The sequence below is a fragment of the Jiangella anatolica genome, from assembly GCF_003236295.1.
GTDB lineage: Bacteria > Actinomycetota > Actinomycetes > Jiangellales > Jiangellaceae > Jiangella > Jiangella anatolica.
Window position 1 is genome coordinate 38049 of record NZ_POTW01000056.1, and the last position, 6007, is coordinate 44055.

3 protein-coding genes are annotated in these 6007 nt (G+C 71.6%); 1 reads left to right on the forward strand and 2 read right to left on the reverse strand.

Translation table 11 applies throughout. The features are described from left to right. Positions 1-106: 106 nt before the first annotated feature. A complete protein-coding gene (gene uvrB, locus C1I92_RS20845; RefSeq protein WP_111256568.1) occupies positions 107-2218 on the reverse strand; it encodes an excinuclease ABC subunit UvrB in 2112 nt (703 codons plus the stop codon). Positions 2219-2277: 59 nt separating this feature from the next. Between uvrB and C1I92_RS20850 the strand changes: the two genes are divergently transcribed. Next, positions 2278-3714, forward strand: coding sequence for an AAA family ATPase (locus C1I92_RS20850; RefSeq protein ID WP_111256569.1), 1437 nt, complete (start codon positions 2278-2280; stop codon positions 3712-3714). A gap of 901 nt (positions 3715-4615) precedes the next feature. On the opposite strand, the gene coaE is transcribed toward C1I92_RS20850, so the two are convergent. Then, on the reverse strand, positions 4616-5794 hold the full coding sequence (coaE, locus tag C1I92_RS20855; protein WP_111256570.1) for a dephospho-CoA kinase: 1179 nt from the start codon (positions 5792-5794) through the stop codon (positions 4616-4618). Between the last annotated feature and the right edge of the window lie 213 nt (positions 5795-6007).

Consider the following 6007-nt stretch of genomic DNA (forward strand, 5'->3'; position numbering starts at 1 on the left):
CCCGGGGGCTCGAGACCGCTGGCCACAACGCGCCACTGACGGATTTTCGCCACAGCATAACGCTTGTCACGGTTCGGCGGCCGGAGTGGGCGCCGGACCCGCGCCGTCAGCGCACGCCGGCCTCGTGCATGCCGCGCAGCTCCTTCTTCAGCTCCGAGATCTCGTCGCGCAGCCGGGCCGCCAGCTCGAACTGCAACTCCGCCGCCGCGGCGTGCATCTGGTCGCTGAGCTGCTGGATCAGGGCGGCCAGGTCCGCGGCCGGCATGCCGGCGAGGTCGGCTGCGTGCTTGCCGGCGCTGCCGACGCTGGCCCGGACCCCCGGCACCGGCGACTTGCCCCGGCTCGCGGCCCGCCCGGATCCGCCGATCAGCGCCTCGGTGTCGGCGTCCTCGCGGGCCAGCATCTGGGTGATGTCGCTGATCCGCTTGCGCAGCGGCGTCGGGTCGATACCGTGCTCGCGGTTGTAGGCGACCTGCTTCTCGCGCCGCCGGTTGGTCTCGTCGATCGCGTTCTGCATGGACGGCGTGATCGTGTCGGCGTACATGTGCACCTGGCCGGACACGTTGCGGGCCGCGCGGCCGATGGTCTGGATCAGCGAGGTGCCGGAGCGGAGGAAGCCCTCCTTGTCGGCGTCGAGGATGCTGACCAGCGACACCTCGGGGAGGTCGAGGCCCTCGCGGAGCAGGTTGATGCCGACCAGCACGTCGAACTCGCCCATCCGCAGCTCACGCAGCAGCTCGACCCGGCGCAGCGTGTCGACCTCGCTGTGCAGGTAGCGCACCTGGATGCCGCGTTCGAGCAGGTAGTCGGTGAGGTCCTCGGCCATCTTCTTGGTCAGCGTGGTGACGAGGACCCGTTCGTCGCGCTCGATCCGCAGCCGGATCTCGTGGATGAGGTCGTCGATCTGGCCCTTCGTGGACTTGACCACCACCTCGGGGTCGACCAGGCCGGTCGGGCGGATGATCTGCTCGACGACGGTGTCGACCTTCTCCAGCTCGTACGGCCCGGGGGTGGCCGACAGGTACACCGTCTGGCCGATCCGCTCCAGGAACTCCTCGAACCGCAGCGGCCGGTTGTCCATGGCGCTGGGCAGCCGGAACCCGTGGTCGACGAGCGTGCGCTTGCGGCTCATGTCGCCCTCGTACATGCCGCCGATCTGTGGCACGGTGACGTGCGACTCGTCGATGACCAGCAGGAAGTCGTCGGGGAAGTAGTCGATGAGGCAGTTCGGCGCCGACCCGGGCGCGCGCCCGTCGAGGTGACGCGAGTAGTTCTCGATGCCGGAGGTGAACCCGACCTCGCGCATCATCTCGATGTCGTACGTGGTGCGCATGCGCAGCCGCTGCGCCTCGAGCAGCTTGCCCTGCCGCTCGAACTCGGCCAGCCGCTCTTCCAGCTCGGTCTCGATGCTGCCGATGGCCCGCTCCATGCGTTCCCGGCCGGACACGTAGTGGGTGGCCGGCGCGACGTACGTCTCCTGCTCCTCGCGCATGACCTCGCCGGTGAGCGGGTGCATGGTCATGATGCGTTCGATCTCGTCGCCGAAGAACTCGACCCGGACAGCCAGCTCGTCGTACATCGGGATGATCTCGAGCGTGTCGCCGCGGACCCGGAACGTGCCACGCGTCAGGTTCTGGTCGTTCCTCGTGTACTGGACGTCGACCAGCTCGCGCAGCAGCCCCTCGCGGTTCTTCTCGTCGCCGACCTTGAGGTGCACCATGCGGTGCAGGTACTCGTCGGCCGAGCCGAGGCCGTAGATGCACGACACCGTCGCCACCACGATGACGTCGCGCCTGGTCAGCAGCGACCACGTCGCCGAGTGGCGGAGCCGCTCGACCTCCTCGTTGATGGAGGAGTCCTTCTCGATGTAGGTGTCGCTCTGCGGGACGTAGGCCTCGGGCTGGTAGTAGTCGTAGTACGAGACGAAGTACTCGACCGCGTTGTTGGGGAACATCTCGCGCAGCTCGTTGGCGAACTGGGCGGCCAGCGTCTTGTTCGGCACCATGACCAGCGTGGGCCGCTGCAGCCGTTCGACCAGCCAGGCCGTGGTGGCGCTCTTGCCCGTGCCGGTGGCGCCGAGCAGGACGGTGTCCTTGTCGCCCGCGCGGACCCGCCGCTCGAGCTCGTCGATGGCCGCCGGCTGGTCGCCGGACGGCTCCCACTCGCTGACGACCTTGAAGGGCGCCACCACCCGGGAGAGTTCACCTGCCGTACGCATGCATACAAAGGTATGCGGTCCCACCGACAAGGTCCGGGGGTACGGCTACGCTCACAGCGATGGACGACGAAACCCGCAGGTTCGTGACCACCTTCCGCGAGTTCATGACCGACGTCGTACACCAGGTGCGCGCCGACTCCGACGGGGTCGAGCCGCTGCTGCCGATCCTCCAGGAGCACCTCGGCGTCGCGCCCCGCTCCCTGCCCGTCGTGAACGAGCAGGTCTCCCCGCTCCGGTACGCCGACGCCGACGTCGCGCTGGAAGCCCTCGCCGGCCTCCACGGCGGCCGCCGCCTCATCGGCGTCGGTGGTGGCATGGCGCGGCGGCACTCGTCATTGGCCGAGATCATCGAGAACGCCGGCCAGCACGGCATGTTCCCCGTCGGGCCGGTCGACTACGCGCGCGTCCCGACCGGCCCGGACACCAACCGGCAGGTGATCTCGTTCGGGCTACAGCTGCTCACCTACGACGGCGTCCCGCTCGTCGTGCTCCAGCGCGACGCCCAGCCGCAGTTCGGACGGGAGTTGCCGGGGCTGGAGGTGCTGGCCGCCGCCGACGCCGTCGTGCCGGCCTTCCTCGACGAGCTGCGCCGGCTGATGGCCGAGCGCAGCGTGCTGCGCGGCCAGGTCGTCGCGTTCGCGCCGGCCGTGTTCGGCGCCAGCAACGGCAGCGTCACGTTCCTGCGCCGCCCCACCCTCACCGCCGCCGACGTCATCCTCCCCGACGGCGTCCTCGCCCGCGTCGAGCGCCATCTCACCGGTGTCGCGCGGCATCGTGACGCGCTGACGGCGGCGGGTCAGCACCTCAAGCGCGGGATCCTGCTGTTCGGGCCGCCCGGGACCGGCAAGACGCACACCGTCCGCTACCTCATGGCGGTCAGCCCCGGCACGACGGTCATCGTGCTGTCCGGGCAGTCGTTGCGGCTGGTCCAGACCGCCGCCGAGACCGCCCGCGCGCTCGAGCCCGCCGTCGTCGTGCTGGAGGACTGCGATCTGATCGCCGAGGACCGGACCCTCTCCGCCGGCCCGCAGCCGCTGCTGTTCGAGGCGCTCGACGCCCTCGACGGCCTCGCCGACGACGCCGACGTCGCCTTCGTCCTCACCACCAACCGCGCCGACCTGCTGGAGCCCGCCCTGGCCCAGCGCCCCGGCCGGGTCGACCTCGCGGCCGAGATCCCCCTCCCCGACGCCGAGGCCCGGCGGCGGCTGAACCGTCTCTACGCGCGCGGCCTGCCGTTCAGCCCGGCCGCGCTGGACGAGGCGGCGGAGCGGGCCGAGGGCACGACGGCGTCGTTCGCGAAGGAGCTCATGCGCCGCGCCGTCCTCGCCGCCGCCGACGCCGGCCACCCTCCGGCCGACGCCGACCTGGCCTCCGCTCTGGACGAGATGCTGGCGGACTCGGACCTACTCACCCGCAGCCTCTTCGGCGGCCCTGCGGGCGACGCCGACGGCGGGCACTGGACGGCCGGCCCTCAGCCCGGCCTCGCCCCCGGCTGACGCGCGATGCGGCGGAATCGGTGGCTGTGACGGTGTGAGATCGCTGTCGCCCCCACGACAGCGATGCCGCAGCGTTCTCGCAGCGAACCCACACCGTTGCCGCCCTCGCGCCGTCGCGGGACGTGCTCGCCGCGGGTGCGAAGACCAGGCGGCGGACGAGACGGGCGCCAGTACCCGCGCCGACGGCCGATGCCCGCGAAACCGCCGAACCCGGACCGACGAGGGCCAGGAACCGCCGATATGGCGTGCATCCGCCGGTCTCGCGGGCTTGACCGGCCCCAAAGGACCGCCCGCCACGAGAGCAGAGCCAACCCCACGGAAGTAGCAGAAGCGCCTCATCTCGGACCAGCAGAGGCCGGCGAACACCACACCGCGCAGAGGCTGGTAGCCAAGAGCCAGAAGCGAACCGCAAGCGGCCAGCCAACACAGACCCCAGCAAAGCCGGTAGCCAAAAGCCCAGACGCAACCCGCCACCGGCCAGCCAACACCGAGCCCAGCGAAGCCGGTAGCCAAAAGCCCAGACGCAACCCGCCACCGGCCAGCCAACACCGAGCCCAGCAAAACCGGTAGCCAAAAGCCCAGACGCAACCCGCCACCGGCCAGCCAACACCGAGCCCAGCAAAACCGGTAGCCAAAAGCCCAGACGCAACCCGCAAGCGGCCAGCGAACCAAAAGCCCAGCGAGCCTGGAAGCCAGGGCCCCTTCTCCGGGTGGTCCCCTCCGAGTCTTGCCCCCGGTCTCGGGACCACGGGTCAAGTCCAAGCGCCGCCAGGGCGCGCGGACTTGAGGCGTGGTCCCGAGACCGGACAATGGGCAAGCGAGGGGGCCACCCGAACGTGGCGAACCCAACCAACGAGAGCCCGGCGCGACGAGAAACCCCGGCGCAACGCACCCCCACGAACTAGGGCGACCAGCCCACCTGCGCAGCCCACTCCGAGGCGCGAGCCAACGCCCCATTCACCCAAGGCGTCTTCCGGCTCGCATACTCGTCCACCGACGAGTGCGGTTGCGCCGCCAGCTCCCGCTTCAACTCCGCGTACTCCCGAACCGCATCTGGATGCGCCCGCAGCCAGTCCCGCAACAGCAGCCCGTCCCGCCACGTCGGCGACTCGACGGGCCGGATGTGACAGTTCACCGCACGCCCGGGGTCGGCGTTCACGCACATCGCCTTGTCGCGCTCGATCCCGTCCTGGTCGACGTCCCACCAGCGGTCCGGCAGCCGGACCAGCCCCGCCTCGCCCAGCTCCCCCGCCACGGACGCGGCGGCGGCGAGGTCGGCGACGACCAGCTGGACGTCGATCACGTCCTTCGCCGGCAGGCCGGGCACCGAGGTGGAGCCGTGGTGGTCGGCGCGGATCAGCCGGTCACCTGCGACGTGGCGGATGCGGTTCAGCAGCCGGCGGCCCTGGTCGGCCCAGGTCGGGTCCGGCTCGACGATGACGGCACGTGGCGGCCGAGGCGCCCGGATCCCGGCCCGCAGGTTCGCCTCGAACGGCGCCAGCCGCTCTGTCCACAGGTCGTCGACGGCGGCCTCGGTATCCACAAGCGGACCGGAGTTGTCCAGCCAGACGTCCGCCGCGGCCCGCCGCTGGTCGTCGGTCGCCTGGGCGCGGATCCGGGCCAGCGCGTCCGGCTCGGCCATCCCGCGGTCGTCGATCAGCCGGCGCAGCCGCTCGGACTCAGGCGCGTGTACGACGATGACCAGCGGGAACCCGGCGGCCAGGCCGTTCTCGACCAGGAGCGGGATGTCCTCGACGACGACCGCGTCCGGGCCGGCGGCCGCTACCAGCTCCTGCCGGCGCCGTCCGACCAGCGGGTGCACGATCGCGTTCAGCGCCCGCCGCCGGTCCTCGTCGGCGAAGACGATCGCGCCGAGCGCGGGCCGGTCCAGCGCGCCGTCGGGGGTCAGGACACCGGGACCGAACTCGTCCACGACGGCGGCCAGTCCGGGCGCGCCCGGCTCGACCACCTCACGGGCGATCAGGTCCGCGTCGACGACCGTCGCACCCCGTTCGGCGAGGCGACGCGCCACCACCGACTTGCCGGCCCCGATCCCGCCCGTCAGCCCGACTCTCAGCACCCCACGACCCTAGCGGGCCGGGTGTGGACGCTAGGGGCGCGGTGGACGAAGTCGACGCGGGAGGCGTCCCCGGCCGTGCGCGCGAACGCCAAGAGGCGATGGGTTGAAGGGGTTGCGCGGCTGCGCCGCCGCCGGGCGCAGCGCGACGGCAACGGCGGGTGGAGGGCGCCGCCAGCGGGGGGTGTGAACGCCAAGGGGCGACGGGTGAAGGGG

Excerpts from the sequence above, each read along its gene's own strand:
- uvrB (WP_111256568.1), bottom strand. The coding sequence starts at position 2,218 with ATGCGTACGGCAGGTGAACTCTCCCGGGTGGTGGCGCCCTTCAAGGTC.
- C1I92_RS20850 (WP_111256569.1), top strand. The coding sequence starts at position 2,278 with ATGGACGACGAAACCCGCAGGTTCGTGACCACCTTCCGCGAGTTCATG.